The 21,868-nt window shown below is 67.4% G+C and carries 19 protein-coding genes; 6 read left to right on the top strand and 13 right to left on the bottom strand.

Translation table 11 applies throughout. The annotated features are described in order from the left end of the window. Nucleotides 1–29 precede the first annotated feature (29 nt). From ACFIMZ_RS27210 to ACFIMZ_RS27225, 4 genes are all read right to left on the bottom strand, one after another. Nucleotides 30–437 carry a hypothetical protein gene (locus tag ACFIMZ_RS27210; protein WP_431822580.1) on the bottom strand — a complete coding sequence of 136 codons (408 nt, stop codon included), beginning with the start codon at nt 435–437 and terminating at the stop codon, nt 30–32. A gap of 149 nt (nt 438–586) precedes the next feature. Continuing rightward, entirely contained in the window at nt 587–901 is a 315-nt protein-coding gene (locus tag ACFIMZ_RS27215; protein ID WP_431822581.1) for a hypothetical protein, read from the bottom strand. A 103-nt stretch (nt 902–1,004) separates the two neighbouring features. Next, nucleotides 1,005–1,241 carry a FitA-like ribbon-helix-helix domain-containing protein gene (locus ACFIMZ_RS27220; protein ID WP_431822582.1) on the bottom strand — a complete coding sequence of 79 codons (237 nt, stop codon included), beginning with the start codon at nt 1,239–1,241 and terminating at the stop codon, nt 1,005–1,007. 196 nt (nt 1,242–1,437) lie between these two features. Next, a complete protein-coding gene (locus ACFIMZ_RS27225; protein WP_431822583.1) occupies nt 1,438–2,565 on the bottom strand; it encodes a 4-hydroxyphenylpyruvate dioxygenase family protein in 1,128 nt (375 codons plus the stop codon). 361 nt (nt 2,566–2,926) lie between these two features. Between ACFIMZ_RS27225 and shiA the strand changes: the two genes are divergently transcribed. From shiA to ACFIMZ_RS27240, 3 genes are all read left to right on the top strand, one after another. Continuing rightward, nucleotides 2,927–4,234, top strand: a complete 1,308-nt coding sequence (gene shiA, locus ACFIMZ_RS27230; RefSeq protein WP_431822584.1) for a shikimate transporter — start codon at nt 2,927–2,929, stop codon at nt 4,232–4,234. 189 nt (nt 4,235–4,423) lie between these two features. After that, on the top strand, nt 4,424–5,725 hold the full coding sequence (locus ACFIMZ_RS27235) for a UDP-N-acetylglucosamine 1-carboxyvinyltransferase (protein WP_431822585.1): 1,302 nt from the start codon (nt 4,424–4,426) through the stop codon (nt 5,723–5,725). 25 nt (nt 5,726–5,750) lie between these two features. After that, the gene (locus ACFIMZ_RS27240; RefSeq protein ID WP_431822586.1) at nt 5,751–6,521 is read left to right on the top strand and encodes an IclR family transcriptional regulator domain-containing protein; all 771 of its coding nucleotides are present in this window, start codon (nt 5,751–5,753) and stop codon (nt 6,519–6,521) included. An 18-nt stretch (nt 6,522–6,539) separates the two neighbouring features. Here the strand turns inward: ACFIMZ_RS27240 and ACFIMZ_RS27245 are convergent, their stop codons facing one another. Both ACFIMZ_RS27245 and ACFIMZ_RS27250 read right to left on the bottom strand, forming a co-directional pair. After that, nucleotides 6,540–8,840: an ATP-dependent DNA helicase gene (locus ACFIMZ_RS27245; RefSeq protein ID WP_431822587.1), complete on the bottom strand. Its 2,301-nt coding sequence runs from the start codon at nt 8,838–8,840 to the stop codon at nt 6,540–6,542. After that, complete coding sequence (locus ACFIMZ_RS27250) at nt 8,837–10,558, bottom strand: VRR-NUC domain-containing protein (protein ID WP_431822588.1); 1,722 nt, start codon at nt 10,556–10,558, stop codon at nt 8,837–8,839. The genes ACFIMZ_RS27245 and ACFIMZ_RS27250 overlap by 4 nt, the downstream gene beginning before the upstream one ends. 210 nt (nt 10,559–10,768) lie before the next feature. Between ACFIMZ_RS27250 and ACFIMZ_RS27255 the strand changes: the two genes are divergently transcribed. Then, the gene (locus ACFIMZ_RS27255; protein WP_431822589.1) at nt 10,769–11,089 is read left to right on the top strand and encodes a DUF3175 domain-containing protein; all 321 of its coding nucleotides are present in this window, start codon (nt 10,769–10,771) and stop codon (nt 11,087–11,089) included. A 40-nt stretch (nt 11,090–11,129) separates the two neighbouring features. Here ACFIMZ_RS27255 and ACFIMZ_RS27260 read toward each other — a convergent pair whose 3' ends face one another. Both ACFIMZ_RS27260 and ACFIMZ_RS27265 read right to left on the bottom strand, forming a co-directional pair. Continuing rightward, complete coding sequence (locus ACFIMZ_RS27260) at nt 11,130–12,455, bottom strand: DKNYY domain-containing protein (protein WP_431822590.1); 1,326 nt, start codon at nt 12,453–12,455, stop codon at nt 11,130–11,132. A gap of 86 nt (nt 12,456–12,541) precedes the next feature. Next, nucleotides 12,542–13,420, bottom strand: coding sequence for a MipA/OmpV family protein (locus tag ACFIMZ_RS27265; protein ID WP_431822591.1), 879 nt, complete (start codon nt 13,418–13,420; stop codon nt 12,542–12,544). Between the two features lie 304 nt (nt 13,421–13,724). Between ACFIMZ_RS27265 and ACFIMZ_RS27270 the strand changes: the two genes are divergently transcribed. Further along, nucleotides 13,725–13,976, top strand: coding sequence for a hypothetical protein (locus ACFIMZ_RS27270; protein ID WP_431822592.1), 252 nt, complete (start codon nt 13,725–13,727; stop codon nt 13,974–13,976). A 145-nt stretch (nt 13,977–14,121) separates the two neighbouring features. On the opposite strand, the gene ACFIMZ_RS27275 is transcribed toward ACFIMZ_RS27270, so the two are convergent. From ACFIMZ_RS27275 to ACFIMZ_RS27285, 3 genes are all read right to left on the bottom strand, one after another. Next, a complete protein-coding gene (locus ACFIMZ_RS27275) occupies nt 14,122–15,765 on the bottom strand; it encodes a S10 family peptidase (protein ID WP_431825373.1) in 1,644 nt (547 codons plus the stop codon). A gap of 655 nt (nt 15,766–16,420) precedes the next feature. After that, nucleotides 16,421–18,220: a methyl-accepting chemotaxis protein gene (locus tag ACFIMZ_RS27280; RefSeq protein WP_431822593.1), complete on the bottom strand. Its 1,800-nt coding sequence runs from the start codon at nt 18,218–18,220 to the stop codon at nt 16,421–16,423. A 388-nt stretch (nt 18,221–18,608) separates the two neighbouring features. After that, nucleotides 18,609–18,863 carry a DUF3562 domain-containing protein gene (locus ACFIMZ_RS27285; RefSeq protein ID WP_431822594.1) on the bottom strand — a complete coding sequence of 85 codons (255 nt, stop codon included), beginning with the start codon at nt 18,861–18,863 and terminating at the stop codon, nt 18,609–18,611. Between the two features lie 597 nt (nt 18,864–19,460). Between ACFIMZ_RS27285 and ACFIMZ_RS27290 the strand changes: the two genes are divergently transcribed. Further along, nucleotides 19,461–19,871, top strand: a complete 411-nt coding sequence (locus ACFIMZ_RS27290) for a hypothetical protein (protein WP_431822595.1) — start codon at nt 19,461–19,463, stop codon at nt 19,869–19,871. Between the two features lie 288 nt (nt 19,872–20,159). Here ACFIMZ_RS27290 and ACFIMZ_RS27295 read toward each other — a convergent pair whose 3' ends face one another. After that, nucleotides 20,160–20,810 carry a BON domain-containing protein gene (locus tag ACFIMZ_RS27295; protein ID WP_431822596.1) on the bottom strand — a complete coding sequence of 217 codons (651 nt, stop codon included), beginning with the start codon at nt 20,808–20,810 and terminating at the stop codon, nt 20,160–20,162. Between the two features lie 29 nt (nt 20,811–20,839). Then, nucleotides 20,840–21,775, bottom strand: a complete 936-nt coding sequence (locus tag ACFIMZ_RS27300; protein WP_431822597.1) for a universal stress protein — start codon at nt 21,773–21,775, stop codon at nt 20,840–20,842. Nucleotides 21,776–21,868 lie beyond the last annotated feature (93 nt).

A 21,868-nucleotide genomic window follows, 5' to 3' on the forward strand; every position in this document is an offset into this window, starting at 1 on the left:
GCCTGCGAGCCCTCAAACACTTCACAAACTCACATTGCCTTCTTAATCTCGTTCGTAATGTGATCCACGACATTCTGGGAGTTGAATCCGAGGCATCCCCCTTGCACCATTTTTCCATTCACCGTGATCAAGCGCCCGCTACCCAGAGCCGGTGCACCGCTCACACGAATTTGCTGTTGCGCAAGAAGCTCTTCCCCATTACGAACGGACAGTTCAATCAAAAACGAAGAACTTCGTTGATTGTCTGGCTTGAAGTCAATTGGGATTGCTCCGCCGCCGCCGGTGTTCAAGAGTCTAAGAGCCTCAGGCGGTGCCCCCAACGCCTCGGTCAAACCCTTGACGAGAGTATTGATTTCGTCTGCAATTTGCGTCAGCTCTTTCTGCTCAGCCTCTTTTCGGCTCAGAATCGCCTGCTTGTATTCGTCGTAAATTGACACGTCACCTCCGAAGTGGAGAACAAATCATAACCGAATCGCGACAATGCAAATTGCGACCAAACAAAAAGCCCGCACGGCGGACTGAGCGGGTTTCTTCGCATGCAACCTATGCCGCATGGCAAAAGTCATATGCCGCTGTAACAGCAGTGTCAAGCACATTCCATTGCACGCGCAATCAATCCAGTCGCTTCGAAATATGGCGTAAGGCGATTCAGCGCCAACTCTTCAATTTCCCGCATGCGCAGTACGATCTTTTCGTGCGCACGTTTGTACGTCATGTGACTCGCACCGAACTTTCCTGCCAGATCGCGGAAGCTAATCGTAGCCTTCGCATGATTCGCATTCAGTCGGGCGCGCAGACAGTCAAGCGCGAGCATTGAGATCTCTGGAAAAGTCGGAGACAACCAACGAGAGAGGCTTTGAATCGCCTCGGCCCGCTCGGGTAGAAAGAAGAAGCGCTTCACACCTTCTTCGTCTCGGACGTCACCCATCTGCCCAAAGCGCGCCAGCCTGAACAGGTTCTGAACACGTCCTTATGCGACAAGGGTTTCCGACCGATCGAATGTTTCAATCAAAAACATGCCTGGCCTCGCCGGAATCCTGCACGCGCTCGAAATCCGTGTCTTCGCCAACATCGGGGATGCTCTTCAGCACTTCCGCGAAGGTCCTGCGCTTCGGCCGGGCGAGCGCACTCGCGAGAATGGCGCGATGCTCGGCCTCCGCACTCCGGCCGTGCGCCGCAGCCTGCTCGCGCAGGCTCTGGACGATACTGTCATCCACGTTACGCACCAGTAGATTCGCCACACATCCCTCCAGTCAGATTTGCTATCAATGATAGCGCCTCGTCGGCAGGATGCCAGCATTGATATCACCGTAATCCCCGAATCGGATTGCCCCGGCTGGCGCCGGCGAATCGCGGAACGTTGCGTGCAGCGGCCCGATTCCGCGTCTGCCGGATACGTCACATCATGTCGCTGTCAGGTACGAGGAAGACGGCCATTCAGCCAACGTCGCGCGCCTGCGCGAGTGCCGCCAGGCTCCCTTCCCCGAACCCGTGGTGCCCCTGCCGCTGGACGATCTCGAAGAAGATCTCGCCCGGCCGCCGCTTGACGAACGTCTGGAAGAACAGCTGCGGCACGCCGTCGTCGCCGATTTCACCGTCGACGAGCACCGCGCGGCGCCGCAGCGCGTCGAGATCGAGACGGTGCCCCGGCAGCCGCGCATCGACCGTGTCGTAGTAGCGTGCGGGCGGCTCGATGAACTCGACGCCGTTCGCGCGCAGCGCGTCGACGCACGACAGGATGTCGTCGGTCGCGAGTGCGACGTGCTGCACGCCCTCGCCCGGATGATCCGGCAGGTAGGCGTGCATCAGCTCGGTGCGCCGCGTGCCTTCCTCGTAGACCGGAATCCGCAGCGCGCCGCACGGCGACACCATCACGCGCGATTCCTCGGACACGTGCCAGTGCGGGTCGATTTCATGGATTTCGCGGAAATGCAGCAGGTCGTGGTAGAAATCCAGCCATTCCTGCATGCGCCCCGCACCGACCGTCTGCGTGAAATGGTCGACCTGCTGCAGCCCGGTGCCGGCGAAATCGAGATCGGTATGCGCGGTGGCGACGTCGATCGGCCGGAAGTCGATGTCGAAGATCGAGATGTCGCCGACGCCGCCGCGCTGGCCGTCCCGCCCGCGCCAGCGGTCGACGAAGTACAGATGCGAATCGCCGATGCCCTGGATCGCCGGGATCTTCAGCTCGCCGACGCCGACCCGCTCGCCTTCGAACGCCCACGCGCCGAGCTTGATCGCCCGCTCGAACGCGCGCCGCGCGTTGGCAACGCGCAGGCCGATCGCGCACACGCCCATTCCGTACTCTTCCGCGTAGCGCGCGGCGAACGAATCGGGCTCCGCATTGATCAGGAAATTCATCCGGCCTTGCCGGTACAGCGTAACGGCCTTGCTGACGTGCCGGGCGATCGCCTTGAACCCGAGTTGCTCGAAGCGTTGCGCGAGCGCGTCCGGCACCGGCGCCGCGAATTCGACGAATTCCAGCCCGGCCATCCCGAGCGGATTGGCGGCCGGGTTCTCGACAGGCGGCGTATCGCTGGACAGGGGGGGATGAGTGCCAGGCATTCCAGTCTCCGGGGGCAAGCGGGGTCGATGAGGGTGTTGCGCCGGGCCCGTGGCGCGACCCCGCGTGCGCGGCGCCCGGGCCTGCGACTGTTCCGCGCGATGTTATCAATGCTGCCGATTTTAACCAAACCGTTCACGACGGCGCACCTTGGCCGAACGGACTGCGCGGCGTCCGCCTAGTGCAAACCCGAAAATCGTGCGATTAACGCACGAACTTGAACGATAATCGCGCATTTTAGCCGTTTGGCCAATTGCCGCGCCGCGATGCGCGCCCTATGCTCCGTTCACCCAACGCCTTCAATGCAGCATCGGACGCGGCGCCGCCACGATTCCATGATGCGCCGTGCCAGGAGACACCGCCATGACCCCAGCCTTTGACACCGTCGACATCGCCAGCACCGTCCGGGCGCGCAGCCAGGCCCGCAAGGCCGCGCTCGGCAGCTTCGTCGGCGCCGTCGTCGACTGGTACGACTTCCTGCTGTACGGGATCGTCGCCGCGCTCGTGTTCAATTCCGAGTTCTTCCCGAAGGTCAGCCCGACGATGGGCACCCTCGCGGCGTTCGCGACGTTCGGCGTCGGCTTCCTGTTCCGGCCGCTCGGCGGCGTCGTGTTCGGCCACTACGGCGACCGGCTCGGCCGCAAGCGGATGCTCGTGCTGACGGTGATGATGATGGGCCTGTCGACCGTCGCGATCGGCCTGTTGCCGACCTTCGCGACGATCGGCTGGTGGGCGCCCGTGCTGCTGGTCCTGATGCGCGCGGTACAGGGCTTCGCGGTCGGCGGCGAATGGGGCGGCGCGGCGCTGATGGCCGTCGAGAGCGCGCCGCAGAAAAAGAAGGCGTTCTACAGCAGCGGCGTGCAGGTCGGCTACGGCGTCGGCCTCGTGCTGGCGACGGGCAGCGTGTCGATCCTGAGCCACACGCTCGGCGAGGCGGCGTTCAAGTCGTGGGGCTGGCGCCTGCCGTTCGTGTTCAGCATCGTGCTGGTGCTGATCGGCCTGTGGGTGCGCAAGAGCATGGACGAGTCGCAGGAGTTCGTCGAGAAGGTCGAGCACGCGAACCGCAAGCTGCGCCTGCCGGTGCTCGAAGCGCTGACGCGCCATCCGAAGGCGTTCCTGCTGATCGTCGCGCTGCGTCTTGCCGAGCTGTTCACGATGTATATCGTCACCGCGTTCGCGCTCAGCTATTCGACGACCAATCTCGGCATGTCGCGCGACCTGTTCCTGAACATCGGCCTGCTGGTCGGCGCGGTGAGCTGCGTGACGATCCCGTGCTTCGCGTGGCTGGCCGACCGCTTCGGCCTGCGCCGCATCTACCTGGTCGGCGCGCTGATCGGCCTCGCGTCCGCGGTGCCGTTCTTCGTCGCGCTCGAAGCGCGTTCGATCGCGTGGATCGTGATCTTCTCGATCCTGCTGGCAAACGCCGCGCACGACATGGTCGTGAGCGTCCAGCAACCGCTCTTCACCGAGCTGTTCGGCGCCGAATACCGCTATAGCGGCGCAGGCGTCGGCTACCAGTTCGCGAGCGTGGTCGGCGGCGGCTTCACGCCGTTCATCGCAGTCGGGCTCGTGACCCTCGCGGGCGGCTCGTGGCACCTCGTCGCCGGCTACCTCGCGGCGGGCTGCCTGATCTCGCTGGTCGTCGCCGCGCGGATGCGGGCGGCGGGCTGACTGTCCGCGGCCGGCCGCTGCGACGGGCCGGCCGCGCGCAAGCGTCGGGCACGAGCGAGCTGCGTCGCGCGGCGTCAAACACCGTCAAGCCCTGCTCCGATTTCCCCTTTTCACGCTTGCACTTTCCACCGGCATCCCGAGCAATGGCATCATACGGGGCTACGTCAGTCACCGATCTACCCCCATATCATGTCGAATCTCATCGTTCACGGCGGCACACCGCTGCGCGGCGACATCCAGCCGTCCGCGAACAAGAACGCCGTCCTGCCGATCCTGTGCGCCACCCTGCTCACCGACCAGCCGCTGCGGCTCGTCGGCGTGCCCGACATCACCGACGTGCGCAAGATCCTCGACATCTTCCGCACGCTCGGCAGCGACGTGTCGATCGATTTCGAGACCGGCATCCTCGAGCTCCATCACCGCAACACGACGTTCGATCCGGCCGTCCACCGGCTGCCCGAGGCGATGCGCTCGTCGATCATGCTGATCCCGCCGCTGCTCGCGCGCTTCGGCGTCGCGCGCCTCGAGAACGACGTGAAGGGCTGCACGCTCGGCGTGCGCGAGATCGATCCGCACGTCGAGGTGTTCGAACGCTTCGGCGCGCAGATCGAACGCACGCCCGACTCGCTGATCGTGCGCTCGGACGGCCCGCTGAAGGCCAACGATCACTGGCTCGACTACGCGTCGGTGACGACCACCGAGAACTTCGCGCTGTGCGCGACCGCCGCGGCCGGCACGTCGACGCTGATGAACGCCGCGTCCGAACCGCATGTGCAGGAGTTTTCGCAGTTCCTCGCGATGCTCGGCGTCGGAATCGAAGGCATCGGCACGTCGCGGCTCTGCGTGACCGGCGGCGCCAAGCTCGGCGGCGGCGAATTCCGCTTCGCCGAGGACTTCCACGAAATCGCGACGTTCCTCGCGCTCGGCGCGATCACGGGCGGCGACATCGCCGTGCGCAACTCGGTGCCCGAGCATTTCCCGCTGATCGACCGCACGTTCGCGAAGTTCGGCGTGCAGGTCACGCACCGCGACGGCTGGTCGCGCGCGGAGCGCGACGGCCCGCTGCGCGTGCGCCAGCCGTTCACGCAGAACATCCTGACCAAGGTCGAAGCCGCGCCGTGGCCGTACCTGCCGGTCGACCTGCTGCCGATCTTCATCGCGCTCGGCGTGCGCGCGGAAGGCAGCGCGATGTTCTGGAACAAGGTCTACGACGGCGCGCTCGGCTGGTCGGGCGAGCTGTCGAAGTTCGGCGCGCACGTGCTGCTGTCCGATCCGCACCGGCTGATCACGTTCGGCGGGCTGAAGCTCACGCCGGCGCGCGTCGAGAGCCCTTACATCATCCGCGTCGCGATCGCGCTGCTGATGGTCGCCGCAAGCATCGAGGGCCGCTCGGAAATCATGAACGCGCTGCCGATCCGCCGCGCGCATCCGCATTTCGTCGAGAACCTGCGCTCGGTCGGCGCGAACGTCGAGTGGACGAGCAGCGAGTGATGCGAGCCGTGCGGCGCTGCGCGACATGAAAAAGGCCGAGCTCGACAAGCGCGACTGGATCGCCGGCCTGGAGAAGGGCCTGATGATCCTCGAAGCGTTCGACAGCCAGCATGCGCGCATGACGCCGACCCAGGCCGCCGCCCGCACCGGTCTCACGCGCACCGCCGCGCGGCGTTACCTGCTGACGCTCGAATCGCTCGGCTACGTCTATACCGACGGCAAGCTGTACGGGCTGACGCCGCGCGTGCTGCGGGTCGGCTGGTCGTACTTCGATTCCGCGCGGCTGCCGCGCACCGTCCAGCCGTATCTGCAGCAGTTGAGCGCGACGCTGAACGAATCCGCGTACGTGAGCGTGCTCGACGAGTGGGAGCTGGTGTTCATCGCGCGCAACGGCGTGTCGCGCGTGATGACGACCGGCTTCGTGCTCGGCGCGCGCGTGCCGGCGCCGCTGACGTCGCCGGGCGTCGTGCTGCTCGCGCATCATCCGGATCGCGACGCGGTCCGCGCGTGGCTCGACGGCGCCGAGCTGCCGCCGTTCACGCCGCATACGATCACAAACAACGCGCGCCTGCTCGAACAGATCGACCGCGCGCGCGACGACGGGTTTGCGGTGATCGAGCAGCAGTTGCAGGTCGGCGTGCGCGGGATCGCGGTGCCGCTGAAGAACCGGCACGGCGAAGTCGTCGCCGCGCTGAGCACCAACATGCCGATCGGCGCCGAAACGACCGAAGCGGCGGTGCGACGCGTGCTGCCGCAACTGCAGGAAACCGCGCTCGCGATGCTCAACATGCTGTGAGCCCTCTCCCGCGCATCCTCAGCCGATCCGCCACCAGCGCGGCAGCAGATCCCGCACCTCGCGCCGCCGATAGCGGTCGTCGATCAGGTGCACGACGCCCTCGTCCTGCTCGGTGCGGATCACCCGCCCGGCCGCCTGCACGACCTTCTGCAGCCCCGGATACAGGTAGATGAAGTCGTAGCCGTTGCCGAAGCGCGCGTCCATCGCGCGGCGCATCTGCTCGTTGACGTCGTTGACCTGCGGCAGGCCGAGCGTCGCGATGAACGCGCCGATCAGCCGCTCGCCTGCCAGGTCCACCCCTTCCGAAAACGCGCCGCCCAGCACCGCGAAGCCGACGCCGCGCCCGCCCGCGTCGAAGCGTGCGAGGAACGCGTCGCGTTCGGCTTCGGCCATGCCGGGCGCCTGCGCCCAGACGGGCACGTCCGGATGACGCTCCTGCATCAGCGCGACGACGCGCTGCAGGTAATCGAAACTGCTCAGGAAGCTCAGGTAGTTGCCGGGACGCGCTGCGTACTGCGCGGCGATCAGGTCGGCGATCGGCACGAGCGACCGGTCGCGGTCGCGCCAGCGCGTCGACACGTGGCTCGCGACGCGCACGGTCAGCTGTTCGGCGCGGAACGGCCCGTCGACATCGAGCCAGCCTGTGTCGGCGGGCAGCCCGAGCGTGTCGCGATAAAAATGGAACGGGCGCAGCGTCCCGGAAAACAGCACGGTCGCGCGGGCGGCCGAGAAGCGCGGCGCGAGGAAGCCGGCCGGGATCACGTTGCGCACGCACAGCGTCGATTGCGCACGGCGCCGCCGGCCCGCCGGCGCCACGCCGTCGAGCCCCGGCTGCCGGGGCGTCGGCTCGCCGTGCAGCGTGACGTCGAAGATCGACGCGTCGTCGAACGCGTCCGCCAGCGCGCCGAACTGGATCGCGTCGAAATGAAACCGCAGCAACGCGTCGTCGTTCGCGCGCGGCGCGTCGGCCAGGTGCTCGCCGATCGCCGCGACGAGGTTCTGCACGGCCGACACGAGCGGACCGGGGATGTCGGGATATGCCGCGTAGCGCGTCTGCTGCGCGCGATTCAGCGCGCCCCAGGCGCGGCCGAGCCGCTCGAACGCCTTGCGCAGCGCGGCCGGCGCTGCGTCGCGCGCGGCCGCGAACGCGAACGGGTCGAGCGATCCGCTGTACATCTTGCGCGCGCGGTCGAGCAGGTTGTGCGCTTCGTCGACGAGCACGCCGATCCGCCACTGGTTCTGCTGCGCAAGCACGTGCAGCATCGCGCTGCCGTCGTAGTAGTAGTTGTAGTCGCCGACCACCATGTCCGACCAGCGCGCCAGTTCCTGCACGAGGTAGTACGGACAGACGTCGTGCGCGAGCGCGGCCGCGCGCACCGTGTCGCGGTCGAGCAGCCCGTTGCCGATCGCCGTGTCGCGCGCGGCGGCGAGCCGGTCGTAGAAGCCGCGCGCGAGCGGGCACGATTCGCCGTGGCACGCGTTGTCCGGGTGCTCGCACGCCTTGTCGCGCGCGACGAGCTCCAGCACGCGCAGCGGCAGCGCCGGCGTGCCGGCGCCGAGCGTCGTGGCCGCGTCGAGCGCGAGCGCGCGGCCCGGCGTCTTCGCGGTCAGGAAGAACACGCGGTCGAGCTGATCCTCGCCGCACGCCTTCAGCAGCGGAAACACCGTGCCGAGCGTCTTGCCGATGCCGGTCGGCGCCTGCGCGATCAGGCAGCGTTCGTCGCGCGCCGCGCGATAGACAGCGACCGCCAGCTCGCGCTGCCCGCTGCGGAACCGCTCGTGCGGAAACTGCAGCGCGCGCAGCGCCGCGTCGCGCGCGGCACGGTGCGCGGTTTCGCGTTCGGCCCAGCCGACGAAGCACGCGCACTGCTCGGCGAAGAACGCCGCGAGCGCGTCGGCCGCCAGCGTCTCGCTCAGCACGGTCTCGCGCTCGGACACGATGTCGAAATACACGAGCGCGACCGTGATCTCCGGCAGTTCGCGCGCGTCGCACAGCAGGTGCGCGTACACCTTCGCCTGCGCCCAGTGCAGCGCGCGATGATTGGCGGGCATCGCGTCGAGGTTGCCGCGGTAAGTCTTGATTTCCTCGAGGCGGTTCGCCGCCGGATCGTAGCCATCCGCGCGGCCGCGCACGGTCAGCGTCCCCCACGTGCCCGACAGTGGAATCTCGGTCTCGTAGCGGGCGCCGCGGCGCGACGTCACCGCGCCGTGCCCCGCGATGCCTTCGAGCGCGGTCGGCGCGGGCGTGAAGCGCAGGTCGAGATCGCCGCGCCGCGCGGTGAACTCGCACATTGCCCGCACCGCGACGACGTAGCTCATGCGCAGTGCCCCGCGGCGACGGCGGGCACGACGACGTCGCCCGCCCATTCGACGTCGACGACGCGCACCGGCATCCCGTGGCCGATGCAGTAGCCGAGCCAGCGCGTCTGGTTGTCCTGCAGGCGGTCGCCGGGCCCCTTCACCTCGATCAGCTCGTAGCGCCGTTCGGCGGGCCAGAAACGGACGAGATCAGGCAGCCCCGAGCGGTTGCTGCGGATGTCGGCGAGCAGGCGCGCGAACCAGAGCCGCAGATGCGCGGGCGGCAGGCACGCCAGCGCTTCGTCGAGCAATTCCGGGCTCAGCACGCCCCAGAACACGAACGGCGACTGCAGGCCCAGCTTCGTCGCGAAATGGCGGCGGATCGTCTCGCGGTACGCGCCGGAATCGAGCTGCGCGAAGCACGCGGCGAACGCGTCCGCGCGGCGCGCGGCGAAATCGGGCGCATGCAGGTCGGCCGGCCCGCGCTGGAACGGGTGGAAGAACGCGCCCGGCACGGCGGCGAACACGGGCTCCCAGCACAGCAGGCCGAACAGCGAGTTGATCAGCGTGTTCTCGACGTAATGGACCGGCGCGTCGGGCTGCGCGAGATGGTCGCGCACCGCGTATTCGACGCTGACGAACGCGTCGGGGCGCGCCAGCACCAGCGTGTCGCGCGGCACGTCCGGCGCGGCGGGCGCGCGCTCGACCGTGCGGCCGGCACGGCGCTGCAGGCGCGGCAGCATCCGTTCGACGCGCTGGCGCTCCTCGTCGCTCTCGAATGCGGCGCGCGCGTCGAGGGCCAGCGCGAGCGCGTCGTCGTCGTGCCCGCTGCGCTCGAGCACGCGGATTCGCCGGTGGCGGCTGCCGGGCCACGCGCTGCGCGCATACGCGTCGAGCGCGAGCGGCCAGGCGCCGCGGCGTTCGCCGGTCTGACCCACCGCGAACAGCAGCTTCGCGCGGCGCGTCTCGAGCCACGGCTGCCCGCACGCGACCATGCCGATTGCGTCGGCGAGCGCTTCGAGCGGCGCGTCGTCGGGCCACGCGTCGAGCGCATCGCGGCACGCGTGCAGCGCGAGATACGCGTCGACGTCGCCGCGACGCTGGAACGCGCGCGACGACGGCGCAAACGGCACGCTTTCGTACTGGAACACGCCGAGATCGGCGAGCACGAATTCGCTCCAGTCCTGATGGAGATTGCCGAAGAACATCAGCCGCAGCCGGTCGCACAGTGCGCCGACCGTCACTCGCAGCACGCAGTCGCCGTTCGGCGGAGGAGCGCCCTGCGGTTGGCCGGCCGAAAACCATGCGTCGAACGGCTGGGCCAAGTCGTGCGCGAGCCGCAGCCGGTCGAGCCATTCGCTCTTGCGCTCGCCCGCATGGGCGCCGAGCGGCGGAAACATCCGCAGCAATTCCGCCTTGGTGCACAACGCAAAAATCTCATCGAGCGTCAGCGCCGGCGCCGGATCGACCCAGCCCGCCGCAACGAGCGGCGCGGCCGACGCGCGCGGACAGCCGATCTCGTCGTAGGCGAGCTTGCTCGCGCGGAAATCCGGACCGTTGCGCATCAGCATCCGCACGAGCAGCGCGCGCGACGCCTGCGGCAGCGACGGGAATGCCTGCAGGAATGCCCGTTCGCTGTCGTCGAACACGTCGTCGTAGCGCTCGCCGAGCCAGGCAAGCGCACGTTCGAAATTGGTCAGGTAGTAAAACGCCGGCGGAGGCGGCGAAGATGGGGTCACGGAGATCGGTCACTGTACGTTTGTACAGGTCGGAATCATAGCAAATGTGAAGCCGGCGGCGGGCGATGTGCGGTTGCGACGTCCCCTCGGACGCGCGCACAATCGAAAGCGTCACATCGCACGACGGTCCTCGTGCCTCGGCCAGCGCGACCGCGAAGCATGCGGATCGTCCGGCGCACATCGGCGCGCCGCGCCGAAGGAGCGTTCGCCATGACTACCCGCCGCCCGCCTTCCCGCGACACCACCGCGCCGCAAGCCGCGGAGCGCTGGTCGCAACACGTGACCGAACGCAGCGACGCGCTCGATCTCGAACCGGGCACGTTCTCGCACGACGATCCCGAGGACATCGCGCAGGCGCTGAAACGCGCGGCGGAGCGCAGCACGCGCCGCAAGGGCACGCCGTACCAGTCCGCGATGTCGATGCTCAATTTCTACATCAACCGGGCGGGCGCGCATCTGCCGCAAGACCGCCGCGACACGCTCGAACGCGCGAAGCAGAAGCTGCGCGAAGCGTTTGGCCGCGGGTCGTGACGACGAAGCAACGCAGTCGCCCGTCGTACGCTACCGTGCATCACTGGCTGGAAGTATTCAGCGGGCTGCGTTTCAGGGTCCGCACGTCGATCATGCCTTCGTCGTCGGCAATCGAATGCTCTCCGACGCTGCGCAACGCCCCGCGCAGCGCCACGCCATCCGCGAATCGCCGCTTCGTCTGTTCGTCCGCGTCCCGTCCGTCATCCTTCAGCCCGCTCAGCGAATACAGCCGCCCGTCGAAAATCATCAACGCGACCCATGAGTCGAATCGCTCGTCGGGTGTGAAGAAGTATGTGACGCGGTCCGCGCGCAGCCCGCTCCGGAGATAGATGCGGGTCGAATAGTCATCGGGAAAGGCGATCGCGCCGTCCTGTACGCCGATTCCGCCGCTGATCGGCATGTGGACGCCGGGCTTGTCGACATAGGCCACGCAGTTCAGTTTCGGGTGCCCGGGCACCGGGCAACCCGGCATTACGACCTCGAACCCATCCGCCGCGAGTCCGTCGATCCGCTTCCCGAAGCGCGTGTAGATGGCCTTGCCGTCGCTGATGAAGTACGGAGACACGTAGCGCAACGTCGGCTCCATCCCGGGCAGCAGGCGGATCTCGCGGTAATCGGCCAGGAAGACCTTGCCCTGGTTGATCGCGAACGCCCGTGTCCAGCGCCCGTTGCCGAACATCGTCACCGGTGCGTCCGGCGACATGCCGTCGACGCGATCGCCGTAGTAGTAGACGTTGTTCTTGTCGCGCGCCCACACGTCCGACTCCGCTACCGACTCGGCCCCTTCGGGCGTGAAGCGCCGGAAGGTGGCGGCATCGGCGCCCGCAATGCGAACCACCGGCGAAACTGAACTTGAGTTCAGGTAATAGACCCACTTGCCGTCGGTCGCATAGATCGGGGAGCCGGCATTCGCATCGGGCTCCAGGTCGATCAGCCGCAGTTCGCCATCCGTCAACCGGTAATACTCGACAGTGTCGCGCTGCGTGTGGGGGCGCAATGCGTCCGGCAGGCCGCACCGCAGATCGATGACGGGGCCTGCGTGAGTCGGCTGGCAGCTCGGACCGCTGCCCGAGCTGCTCCGCCGGATGAAATAGCCCTTGCCGTCGATCGTCGCGAACGCTTCCCTGTCGTGCGCATACCATCTCAGCACTTTCGCGTGATGGACCCCGCATGCGCCGATCTTTGCCTTGCGCTCGGTCTCGGTAAAGGCCTCGCGCGTGCCGTCGAACGCGTGCTCCTGCGTGGGCGCATACCACCGTTCGTCGCATGCCCTCAACGTGTAGGCATGCGCTCGCGAAGCGCCGCCCGCGACCACCGCCACGCAGGCCATGCCGATGCCAATCTGGCGAAAAATCCGTCCGGCCATCCGGCCCTCCGATTGTTGTTTCGCGAGATTATCGACGATCCGATGCTCCGTGCACGAAACAACCCGGCGCGGATCCGCTCAGGGGCTCAGAACTGGTAATTGACCGACAGATCGAGCACGCCGTTCGTCGTCTGCTGCGTGACCGGGCTGCGCGCCGCGCGCCCGACGAGCTGCTCGAGCGCGCCGTCCATCGTCAGGAACCAGTGCTTGTTCACGAACCAGACCATCGTCACGCCCGCGCCGACCGACCGGATCCCCGCCCCCGACGAATAGCGCGGCAGCCCGGAACGCGCCGCGGCCGCATCGCTGACGCCGAACCAGCTGTTCATGTAGCGCGCGTCGGCAAACGACACGGTCGGCCCGGCGAACCAGAAGAAGTGCTCGTTGCTGCCGGGCATCGGCATGTACGCGGACAGGTCGCCGACCCAGCCGTTCGAGCCGCCGACGCTGCGCCGCACGTCCGCGCGCAGCACGAGCGGAAAGTCCTTCGAGATCACGTAATCGGCCGACAACTTGAGCACCGGCGCCGGGTTGATGTTGTCGAAGCCGCTCAGGTGGTCGAGGTCGTCCGCGCTGCGGCGCCCGAGGTCGTAGCCCACCGACAGGCTGACACGCCAGTTGGGGCCGCGCAGCACGTTCGCGCCGATGCCCTCGCCGGTCGACAGGAAGAACAGGTCGCGATAGCGCACGTCGACGTTCGGCCCGCCGAGTACGTGATAGCGATCGGCGCCCGCGTAGCGCGGCTCCAGCGTCATCCCGGCGCCGACACTGACTTGCCAGTCCGGCGGGTTCGGCTCGAACAGCTTCATCAGCGGCACGCCGGCCGAGAACTGCCACTCGCCGAGCGGCGACGGCGTCTGCGCGCGTGCGACCTGCGGGCCGGCCGCCATGAGCGCCGCGACCGTCGACACGCCGGAAAGGAACCGGCGTGCGCCGGGCGACAGCAACAGGCGAGCGATGACCATAGGCGGTATCTGACGGCTGCATGAAAACCGGGGAACGCCGCGCACCGCTTGCCGTACCGGCAAGCCGCAGGCGGCATGCATGAAATGCAGTGTACGCTGAATTCGTGAAGTGCCGATGCGCTGCCCGCACCTCGGCGCAGGTTTTTCCGCGCGGCTTTCATCCGCCGCCGCAGAGGTCCGCCCGGTAACGTAGACTTTGTGTGGGGGCCTTCGTCTCGATCCGCGCGGCTGGGCGTCGTCGCCGCGACGAAGGCTCGGCATGATGCCTGCGAATATTCGTCCATCGACCGAAGGAGGTTCGACCATGATCGTCCATCCCACCGGCAGCCGCACCACCGTACTGACGGCCGCCGGCCTGTCCCGCCTGCTCGCGTCGCAGCGCAAGCCGCCCGCAGACAAGACGGAAGAACGCATCGACGAAGGGCTCGAAGAAACGTTTCCCGCCAGCGACCCGCCCGCGATCGGCGGCGCTTCCCGCATCGACCCGTCGAAGCCGTCCGGCGAACGTGAAAAGCGCGCGCCGCACACGCCTTCGAAACCGCACGATCAGGGCTGACGCGACGGCGTCGGCCGGCCCGCGCCACGCGCGGGAACGCATCGCGGCGTCCGGCAACGTCGCGCGTCGAGCGATCCGGCGCGGCACGCAAGCCGCCGCGGCGGGCGCTGCAGTCGAGCGTCCGCGCGCGGCTTTTGTCATGGGCTCAGTACGGCGTGCGGGTCGAACGCCTGCGATATCGCGCCCCCCCGTCGATTGCCGCCCTCGCGGGCAGACCCGCTGCCCTCGTTGCCGTGGCATGCGTTTCCGCGTCCCCATAGAACGACGCAAGATCGGCCTTCATCGCGGTTCTCGATGCATTGTCGAGGTAGATCATGTGGCCCGACGGATAATTGCGGACCGTCAGGTTGCTGTCGATCTGCGCGCTGGCAAGCGGCATGCTCTGGAAGGTGATCAGGGTCTGGAAGAACGGCGTCACCGAGTCGTAATACCCGTTTGCCGAAAACACCCTCAGGTAGGGATTGACGGACATCGCGGCAGCAAGGTCTCCCGCCGTGTAGAGACTTCCGCCGCCGCCTTTTTCGGCGCCGGTCGGGTCGATATGACTGAAATCCCAATTGTCGAACGCCTGGTCGTTCAGGTCCATGAAGGGCGCGACCGATGTGTATTGCAATTCGTCGTTGAGATACACGTTCCACATGGCTGTGTACACACCGCTCACGGCAGCCATCGTCGGATCGTTGCCGCCCGAATCCGGCGCGACGAATTGGGCGATGCCGGTGTCTATCCCGGTGACGCGCCCGTCATAGGCGCCGACAGCCAGCCCGGCGTCCAGCAGCAGACTTGTCAGGAACGACGCGCCATTTCCCGTTGAAGGATTGAGCTGCCAGTACTTGAGGACCGTGGACGGGATGCCGAGAATCTCGCTCAGATGCCGCAGAACCCCGTCATCGATCTTGGGGAAGGCAGCCAACGCGTCCGCATACGGACCGCTCGCGAACGCGGACACCTTGTCCATGAATTCGGGCAGATCGGTCGGCACCGGGGACAACGAGACTTTCTGGTGGTACCACGCGTCGGCCGCAAACGTCGGGAGGACGCCGACCGCGTTGCCCGCCTGCGAATAATCGAGAATCGACGACTGCAGGACGATCCCGTTCAGATCCACACCGTCTTCGTGCAGCATCCACGTGAGCACGCTGGTGCGCGGCGTTCCGTAGGATTCCCCGAACAGATACTTGGGAGAGTTCCACCGGTTGAAAACCGTCAGGTAGCGCTTGATGAATTGCTTGATGCAGCCGGCGTCCTTGTCCACGCCCCAGAAATCCTTGTTGGTGTGAGGCGCGACCGCGGTCGAGTAACCCGTGCCGACCGGGTCGATGAACACCAGATCGGTCTGGTCGAGCAAACTGTCCGCGTTGTCTTCCAGCGCATACGGGGACGGGGGCGTGAAGTTCGGCATGCTCGTCCTGATCCGCCTCGGGCCGAACGACCCCAGCAGCAGGAAAACCGACGATGATCCGGGGCCGCCGTTATAGAAAAACGTGACCGGGCGCGTGGATGGCGTCGATTGATCGACGGTGAACGCGACATAGAACAGTTTTGCGCCCGGCTGTGAGCTGTAGGCGTCGGTCGTGACAAGGTGGCCTGCTCGCGCCGTATAGTCAATCGACTTTCCATTGAGATTCAGCGTGTGATGCGTAATCGCGGCAATTTCGGTGACGTCGCTGATTGAATCGTGCGGACCATATCCGTATGGCGTTGTGTCGATGAGCGGTTGATCGGGTGCAGCATCATTCCTTGTTGTTGCATTCATCGCTGACCTCCTTCTTCGGTTTGAGTCGAACACGCCCTGCGGCTTCGACACCGTCGTGTCAGTGGTCTTGTGCGTCAGCCGCGACGGGAAATGGTTTGAGCGATACGAAGATGATTGCGGAAATCCGATGCGTCAGGAACGCACTGCGCGCTCGCAGGCGTCGAGCGTTCCGCGTCCTCGTTTGCGAGGATCGAGCTTCTCTGGAAGCCGTGTCCATGTGCCGCCTCTTGCGATCGGGTGAACATCGCTGCGACCGGTGAATATCGCGAAGTATAGGAATTTGCCAGTTGTTTCCAAGGAGCTTTTCCATGATCCGGGGGCTCCGTCGAACAGGCTGACAAAGGGCTTTAAATTGATTGACGTGAGGGAAACGTTGATCGCGCATATTGCCGTTTCATGCGCGGCTCGATGCTGGCGGCGCTTTAGTCTCACTGGCCAATCAGCCTTTCAACAGCATTGCGTGGAGTATTTCGGTCTGCCTGGTCGAGAGGGGGCAGATTGACGAAGTGTCGCGCCTTCGACGTCGTGCGCCGTGTCATCTGCGATCGGACGATGCCGTGGGGCCGGCACGCCGTCCGTTGGCTCGTTCGCCGTTGCGGCAAGCGGGATCTGATCCGGATGAGACCGGAATGCGGGGCTGCGTGACGGGGCGGCCGAGCGGCCGCCCCGGGGTCCGATACGTGCCGCGTCAGGCGACCTTGAACTGCCCGACTGTCGCCGCGAGCGCGTGCGCCTGCGTCTGCAGCGCCGCCGCCGCGGCCGTCGACTGTTCGACGAGCGCCGCGTTCTGCTGCACCATCTCGTCGAGCTGCGTAACTGCGCGGTTGACTTCCTGGATGCCGCGGGTCTGCTCGTTCGCCGCGTGCGTGATCTCGGAAATGATCGTCGTCACGTTGGTGACGTTCGTGACGATCTCCTGCATCGTCTCGCCGGCCTGGCGCACCTGCCCGGACCCGGCCTCGACGCTCGCGACGGTCGATTCGACCAGCACCTTCACCTCGCGCGCGGCCTGCGCGCTGCGCTGCGCGAGGCTGCGCACCTCCTGCGCGACGACCGCGAACCCGCGGCCCTGCTCGCCCGCCCGCGCGGCCTCGACGGCCGCGTTCAGCGCAAGGATGTTGGTCTGGAACGCGATGCCGTCGATCACGCCGATGATGTCGCCGATCCGGCCCGACGCCTCCTCGATCTTCTCCATCGTCGAGACCACGTCCGACACCACCACGCCGCCGTGCGACGCGATCTTCGACGCGGCTTCCGCGCGCTGGTCGGCCTGGCCCGCCGCCGCGGCCGACTGGCCGACCGTCGCGGTGATTTCCTCCATCGACGCGGCCGTCTCCTCGAGGCTCGCGGCCGCCGCCTCGGTGCGCGACGACAGGTCCTGGTTGCCGGCCGCGATCTCGTTGGCCGCCGTGCGCACGGATTCGCTCGCGTCGCGGATCTGCTGCATGACCTCCTGCAGCTTGTCGACGAAGCTGTTGAACGAGCGCGCGATGTCCGTGACCTCGTCCCGGCCGTCCGCCGGCAGGCGCTGCGTCAGGTCGCCGGAGCCCGAACCGATTGCCGCCATCGCCTGGCGGACCAGCGACAGGCGGCGGAATGCCGTCGCGGTGATCGCGCCGACGATCAGCGACGCGATGACGATGTCCGCGACCAGCGTGATCAGCGACGCGGTCAGCAGCGAGCGCATCCCCGCGGTTGCCTCGGACTTGTCGAGCGCGACGAGCGCGTACCAGTCGGTGCCCGGCACCGGCAGCGCGCGGACCAGCTTCGCCGCGCCGCCGACTTCCACCTCGACCGGCGCGCTCGCGTTCACGATCGACGCGGGCGCAATCGCGCCGAGTTCCGGCGACACGTCGTTGACCGGCTTGAGCGTCAGCTTCGAGTCCGGATGGGCGACGACGTGACCGTTGCTGTCGATCAGCATCCCGAAGCTGGCCGGCGTCGGGTGGATCGACTTGACGTTCGCGATCACGGCGTTCATCGCGACGTCGGCGGCGATGACGCCCTTGACCGCGCCGTCGCGCATGATCGGCACCGCGAACGTGACGACCAGGTTGCCGGTGCCGGCGTCGACGTACGGCGGCGTGACGACCGGCTTGCCGGCCTGCGCGGCCTGCTTGTACCACGGGCGGCCGGTCGGATCGTAGTCGGCCGGGATGCCGGTCGGGTCGGAGAACTTGAACGTCTTGTCGGCGTAACCCGCGTAGACGTTGGTGAAGCCGCCCGCCGCGGCCATCTGCTTGTAGACCGGCAACGGATCGGGCGACAGCGCCGCGTCCTCCAGCGACGCGATCATCCGGCTTTTCGTCGCGACCCAGTCGCCGATCCCGACCACGTGGCCGCTTGCGACGGACGTGAGGTTCCGGTCGATCGCGTCGTCGTTGTACGACCGGGCGATGAAATAGTTGATCAGCGTGCTGGCGAGCAGTGCGGCCGCGACGATGGCGACGCACGCGGCGATGATGCGGGCGCGAATGGACGAAAACATGGCAACGACTCTATTTGGGAGCGCGAACGCACGGTGGACGAATTCACCGTGTAAACGGCGGCGTTCGCGATTACTTAAGGGTCGAATTCATCAGACAATTCGTTGTTTGACGTGCGACAGCAAGCCCTTTGCATGCGGGCGTCGGATCGATCAATTGGGGGAAAACCCGGTGCCCGGCGATTGCGGGCTGATGGCGGGCAGCGTGGGGGCGGCCCCGAATTCGGGAAATCCGCGTGAACGTGCTCGCAAGAGCGTGCGCCTGCCCGCCTTCGGGAAAAGGCGCAGACGTATCGCGTCGGCAGGGCGGCGCGCGCGAATGTCGAACAGGACCAGATCCGGACCGGACGACGGGTCCGGCCGTTCGGTCAGTGACGCAGGCGACCTCCCCTCATGGGCGACGGCTCGCCTGAACGTCAGGCTCCGCGGGCTGCCGCGCCGGCGACTCGCCCGCTGCCTGGTCGTCGAGCTGGCGCATCCGCTCGCGCAGATGCCGGACCGCAAACACGTGGATGTAGTCGTGCACGCGTGCGTCGGAGGACAGTGCGCGCACCTCGTCGTCGATCATGGCGCGCAACTGGTCTGCATTGATCGACCGCTGCGCGGCAACTTCCGCTAGCGATTCCAACAAAGTGTCCCGTGACATCGACGGACTCCTTACTGTCGAGGCAAATGAAGATGGATGTATTCGTAGCGTAAAGACTGAACAGCGCCACCGCGCGCGATGGGCAATCGTACCCTTGCGCGGGATCAACAACCCTGAGCGACGCGGGCAGCGCGCAGCGGGTGTCGAGCGTCGCGATCCGACGGCGGATCGCCTGCAACCTGGCCGATGCGGCTTGCGCCGCACGGATCATCCGATGAGAAACCACGCTTCCCCGAAAGCGCGGCGCCGACGCGCGAGCCTGTCGTGGACAGGCATCGGCGGTCGGCGTAGAGATCAAGGTAGACCGGACGAAATGGCTCGTCAAGGCGCTTGCGCTGTGAATCGTTCGCTGAAAACCGCGCGGGTCGCGCGCCGAACCCGCCACGCAACGCCGCCTCGCCGGGATACGCCATCCCGCCGCGCGCGTGTCAGGAAATTCCTATGGCACGGCGGAATTCCTGACGCAGACTTCAGCGCGCCCTGATTGGAAGCGTCCTTTCGCCACACGATACTGATGCCATGGACGCATCGTTCATGCAGGGCCATCGCGCAGCCGGCCGTCGAGCGGGCACGCGGGTCAGGCGGAGGAGACCACTCATGGCTTTCGGCAGTTTTCCCAACGGCGACGGAAAGCGGCGCGCGACGCGCGTGATCGCGGAACCCGCGCCGGCTCCCCGCGACGATCTCGACGCGCTGCTCGCGCTCGCCCGCCAGGCCGGGCTGCTCGTGACGCTCGACGGACAGATCGGCCGCGAGAAGTACCAGAGCATCGTCGGGTCGGTGGCCGCGTTGCAGCGGTTCGCGGCCGCGCTGCGCCAGCAGGTGGCAGTGGCTGCGCCCGCGCCTTCGCCGGTGCGGCGCGCGTCGCGCCGCGGGCACGTGCACGTGAGCCGGACGCGCCGCTTTTCGCCGTGCCGCGCCTGCCCCCTCGGAACGGCGCGCCACCGCGCGCATGCGCGACACGGCGGGCGCCAGCGGCGCAGCGCCCGTCCGGGCCGCGTGTCCTGACATCGAACACGCCACCGCTGCCACCCTGACGAACCGGCCCGGCCGGGCCGGCGCGCAGCGCGGCGTCATCGACGGCGGTCGTGATGCCGACACGCGTGCGCGCGGCCATGCGCAAGCCGGGCCGCGTTCGGCCGTTACCGGTTCACATACGAGGAAAAGCGTCGGCACGGGGCCGGGAAAGCGGGCGGGGTCAACCACCCCTGCCCGTCCTCCAAGGCAACCCGACGGCTACCTGCCCTCGTACCGGAGCGTTCGTGTCCCGGGCCGGCGGCGTCTGCGTGCGCACGCCTACTCGACCACCAGGTTGTCGACCACCACGCGCACGCCGGGCGCAGACCAGGCCGCGCCGCGTGCGACTTCGCGCTCCGCATACGAGTCGACCTTGCCGTTGAGCGTGACCGTGCCGTCCTGCACGATCACGTCGATATGGTTCGCTTCGCGTTCCGCGTGCCGCTGCATCGCCTTGCGGATCGTCGCGCCGATGTCGCCGGCGACCACGTCGCCGCCCACCTCGATCGCATCGGACAGGCCGACGATCCCGCGCATCTGCGACACCGCGCGCAACGCGCGCTGCCGCTGGTAGCCCCAGTCGACCTTGCCGGTCAGCGTGATCCAGCCTTTCTCGATCTGCACGTGAATCGCGTCGTCGCGCAGGCCGGCCGTCCAGTGCAGCACGGCGCGCACCGCCTTCGCGATGTCTTCGTCGGTATGGCGCTCGTCATGCGGCAGATGCACGGTCATGTCGACGACGACGGCCCTCACGCCCGCCACGCGATGCGCGGCGTGTTCCGCCGCGACCTTCTCCGCGATACTCGACGGATGCCCGGACAGCGTGACGACCCGGTCTTCGACCTCGACGCCGATGCGGGTCGAATCGACCGCCGGATCCCACGCGAGCTCTTCCTCGACGTCCTGCTTCACCTGCCTGTCGGTTTTCATCGCACGCTCCCGAATGGGTTCGTCCGGCGTCAGTCCGAGCCGCGCACGAGCAGCACCGGCACCTGCGCGAGATGGGCGACGCGACGCGCGACGCTGCCGATCAGCAGCGCCGCCAGCCCACGCCGGCCGTGCGTGCCGACGACCAGCAGCTCCGCATCCCAGCGCACGGCCTCGCGCATCAGCGCGTGCGCGACGTCATCGCTCGTTGCGTGCGTTTCGATGATGCCGCGCTTGGTCGGATTCGCGCATCCGTCGAACAGCGCCGCCACCCGCGCGAGCGCGCCTTCGCCTTCGGCGCGGTACGCATCCTCGAGCGCGCGCACCGGCACGATGTCCGTCAGACGAATCGCGCGATCGACGACGTACACCGCGTAGAGCAGCGTCGTCGGCGTCGCGAGCACCATGCCGGCCCGCAATGCGTGCAGCGACGGCTCGCTGCCGTCGACCGCGAACATCATCCGCTGCGGCGGTCCGTCCATCGGCCGCTCGTAGCTCGCCGGCACGATCAGCAGCGCGCAGCGGGCGCGCCGCGTCAGCGTGTCCGACACCGCGCCCTCGACGAGCCGCAGCAGGCCGTGATGCGGGCTCGCGCCGACCACGAGCGCATCGGCCTGCCATGCGACGGTGTCGCCGACGAGCGCGTTGGCGATCGTGCCGCCCGCGACCGACGCGTCGACGATGCCCTGCTCGACATCCGCGCCGCATCCGGCGAACAGCGGCGTGATGCGGTCGAGCACGGCCTGCGCATCGTGCGCCATTTCCTCGCGCGCGGATGTGAGCAACGCATCGACGCGCGGGATGTCGGGCAGCAGCAGGCGGGGATTGTCGATCACGCTGACGACGCGCAGTTGCATGCCGGGACGCAGCAGCGTGCGCACGTACTGCGCGGCGCGCAGCGATTCGGGTGCCGAATCGACGGCCAGCACGAGTCGCGAGAGCGGCGGGACGGATGAGTCAGGCTGCATGGCGAAGGCCTCCGTTCGTGCGCGCCGTCCTTCGCGGGACGGCACCGGGGCTTCGCGCGGCAGCGGCGCGCGGCGGATCGAGCCGCCGGCGCA

Source organism: Burkholderia sp. F1 (genome assembly GCF_050813845.1).
Taxonomy (GTDB): Bacteria; Pseudomonadota; Gammaproteobacteria; order Burkholderiales; family Burkholderiaceae; genus Burkholderia; species Burkholderia ubonensis.

Coding starts and splice junctions, on each gene's coding strand:
- ACFIMZ_RS27295 (WP_431822596.1), bottom strand. CDS start 20,810: ATGAAAACCGACAGGCAGGTGAAGCAGGACGTCGAGGAAGAGCTCGCG.
- ACFIMZ_RS27245 (WP_431822587.1), bottom strand. CDS start 8,840: ATGAGCTACGTCGTCGCGGTGCGGGCAATGTGCGAGTTCACCGCGCGG.
- ACFIMZ_RS27285 (WP_431822594.1), bottom strand. CDS start 18,863: ATGTCACGGGACACTTTGTTGGAATCGCTAGCGGAAGTTGCCGCGCAG.
- ACFIMZ_RS27300 (WP_431822597.1), bottom strand. CDS start 21,775: ATGCAGCCTGACTCATCCGTCCCGCCGCTCTCGCGACTCGTGCTGGCC.
- ACFIMZ_RS27260 (WP_431822590.1), bottom strand. CDS start 12,455: ATGGCCGGACGGATTTTTCGCCAGATTGGCATCGGCATGGCCTGCGTG.
- ACFIMZ_RS27255 (WP_431822589.1), top strand. CDS start 10,769: ATGACTACCCGCCGCCCGCCTTCCCGCGACACCACCGCGCCGCAAGCC.
- ACFIMZ_RS27225 (WP_431822583.1), bottom strand. CDS start 2,565: ATGCCTGGCACTCATCCCCCCCTGTCCAGCGATACGCCGCCTGTCGAG.
- ACFIMZ_RS27240 (WP_431822586.1), top strand. CDS start 5,751: ATGAAAAAGGCCGAGCTCGACAAGCGCGACTGGATCGCCGGCCTGGAG.
- ACFIMZ_RS27290 (WP_431822595.1), top strand. CDS start 19,461: ATGGCTTTCGGCAGTTTTCCCAACGGCGACGGAAAGCGGCGCGCGACG.
- ACFIMZ_RS27280 (WP_431822593.1), bottom strand. CDS start 18,220: ATGTTTTCGTCCATTCGCGCCCGCATCATCGCCGCGTGCGTCGCCATC.
- ACFIMZ_RS27270 (WP_431822592.1), top strand. CDS start 13,725: ATGATCGTCCATCCCACCGGCAGCCGCACCACCGTACTGACGGCCGCC.
- ACFIMZ_RS27235 (WP_431822585.1), top strand. CDS start 4,424: ATGTCGAATCTCATCGTTCACGGCGGCACACCGCTGCGCGGCGACATC.
- ACFIMZ_RS27265 (WP_431822591.1), bottom strand. CDS start 13,420: ATGGTCATCGCTCGCCTGTTGCTGTCGCCCGGCGCACGCCGGTTCCTT.
- shiA (WP_431822584.1), top strand. CDS start 2,927: ATGACCCCAGCCTTTGACACCGTCGACATCGCCAGCACCGTCCGGGCG.